Source organism: Mycobacterium sp. 1245801.1 (genome assembly GCF_001673055.1).
GTDB lineage: Bacteria > Actinomycetota > Actinomycetes > Mycobacteriales > Mycobacteriaceae > Mycobacterium > Mycobacterium europaeum_A.
Genome location: NZ_LZKY01000248.1, coordinates 1 through 1,252 on the forward strand (window position 1 = coordinate 1; position 1,252 = coordinate 1,252).

Here is a 1,252-nt window from a genome sequence, read left to right on the forward strand (position 1 = left end):
TTCCGGCCCATCCCGACAAACAACAAGCGCACTCACATCAAACACGGAGACGCGAAATGAGCGGGACCGCCGCGCCGAGTAGCGCCATGGTGGCGAGCAGGATGATCACGGCGACGATGTCGCGGGCCGTCACGGTTTGGGCGTGGTGGTCGCGGGGCTGCGGCGGGCAGAACATGAGGTGGACGAGTTCGTCGGTGATGCGGCGGCTCGGCATGCGGATGCTCATTTCGTGAGGCCGGCCCATCGGGCGGCGGTGAGTGCTTCGCGGAGGTCGGCGCACGTCGCGGCGAGCTGGATCGCGATGTTCTGCCAGCCGTCGACGGTGGACCTGGCGGCGACGAGTTCGTCCTCGAGCGCAGCGATTTGGGCGTTGCCGTCGTCGAGCGCGGCTACCGTGCCGGCGAGCGCGGCCTCGGTGTCGGCGACGTGCCGGGCGTTCACTTGGGCTCCCAGGTGGGTAGCTCGGTGGCGAACCGGCGGACCTCATCTCGAGTAAACACCACGCGGCTGCCCAACATACGTGGTGTGATAGCACCGCGCCTGACATAACGGTCGAGTTCGCGCGTCGACATGCCCGCGAGGGCTTGCGCGGCGTCCTTCTTGCTCAGCAGCTCGGGCTCCATCACGACACGCGCCGGCGCGGCGGTCCCGCTCATTTCGCGTCTCCGTGTTTGATGTGAGTGCGCTTGTTGTTTGTCGGGATGGGCCGGAAAAGTACGGCCGGTCGGACACCGAGCACTTCGGCCATGCGGGCGGCGCGGTCCGCCGACAGGGTGGTGCATTCACCGGCGAGGAGCCGGGACACAAAAGAGTGGTGAATTGTGCTGCGGCTGGCCAGTTTTCGCGCCGACATGAGGGCGCCTGGTTGGGGGCCGACTAGTGTACGTAGGAGGGTCAGGTTTCGGGGCTGGACGTGCTTCACTGGCAACGTAATCACTTGCTTTCGGCTGTTTACCGCCCGTCACGGCGGCCGCTTTTGAATGTGCAACAAGTGTCGCCTACTCGACGGTAATCCGTCAAGCAGCACGCGCTACCTACTTTTCGTTCATGCGACACCTTGACGTTCTAATTACAGCCGTGTAAGTATGATGACCTGCGAAGATGGTGACGGCGCTCACTATTGCGGATGCGACACCAGCAGGTATAGTCACGTCCAACGGTAGGCGTTTAGATTCAAAGCGTCCGCCGACACGAGAGAAAAGGGTTGGACACAATGCCTACCAATGACAGGCACGGCGATCTCACCTTGCCT

At 63.3% G+C, this 1,252-nt stretch carries 4 protein-coding genes; all 4 read right to left on the reverse strand.

The features are described 5' to 3' along the window. Nucleotides 1-37: 37 nt before the first annotated feature. Genes A5622_RS16095 through A5622_RS30805 form a run of 4 tightly spaced genes read right to left on the reverse strand, consistent with a single transcriptional unit; the run spans nucleotide 38 to nucleotide 853 of the window. Nucleotides 38-214 carry a hypothetical protein gene (locus A5622_RS16095; protein ID WP_156752978.1) on the reverse strand — a complete coding sequence of 59 codons (177 nt, stop codon included), beginning with the start codon at nucleotides 212-214 and terminating at the stop codon, nucleotides 38-40. A gap of 8 nt (nucleotides 215-222) precedes the next feature. Beyond that, nucleotides 223-441 (reverse strand): hypothetical protein, encoded by a 219-nt coding sequence (locus tag A5622_RS16100; protein WP_066877191.1) that lies wholly within the window; start codon nucleotides 439-441, stop codon nucleotides 223-225. Further along, nucleotides 438-656 (reverse strand): helix-turn-helix domain-containing protein, encoded by a 219-nt coding sequence (locus tag A5622_RS16105; RefSeq protein ID WP_232002805.1) that lies wholly within the window; start codon nucleotides 654-656, stop codon nucleotides 438-440. The genes A5622_RS16100 and A5622_RS16105 overlap by 4 nt, the downstream gene beginning before the upstream one ends. After that, nucleotides 653-853, reverse strand: coding sequence for a helix-turn-helix transcriptional regulator (locus A5622_RS30805; RefSeq protein ID WP_066876094.1), 201 nt, complete (start codon nucleotides 851-853; stop codon nucleotides 653-655). Before A5622_RS30805 ends, A5622_RS16105 begins: the two co-directional genes overlap by 4 nt. Nucleotides 854-1,252 lie beyond the last annotated feature (399 nt).

Excerpts from the sequence above, each read along its gene's own strand:
- A5622_RS30805 (WP_066876094.1), bottom strand. The coding sequence starts at position 853 with ATGTCGGCGCGAAAACTGGCCAGCCGCAGCACAATTCACCACTCTTTT.
- A5622_RS16095 (WP_156752978.1), bottom strand. The coding sequence starts at position 214 with ATGCCGAGCCGCCGCATCACCGACGAACTCGTCCACCTCATGTTCTGC.
- A5622_RS16105 (WP_232002805.1), bottom strand. The coding sequence starts at position 656 with ATGAGCGGGACCGCCGCGCCGGCGCGTGTCGTGATGGAGCCCGAGCTG.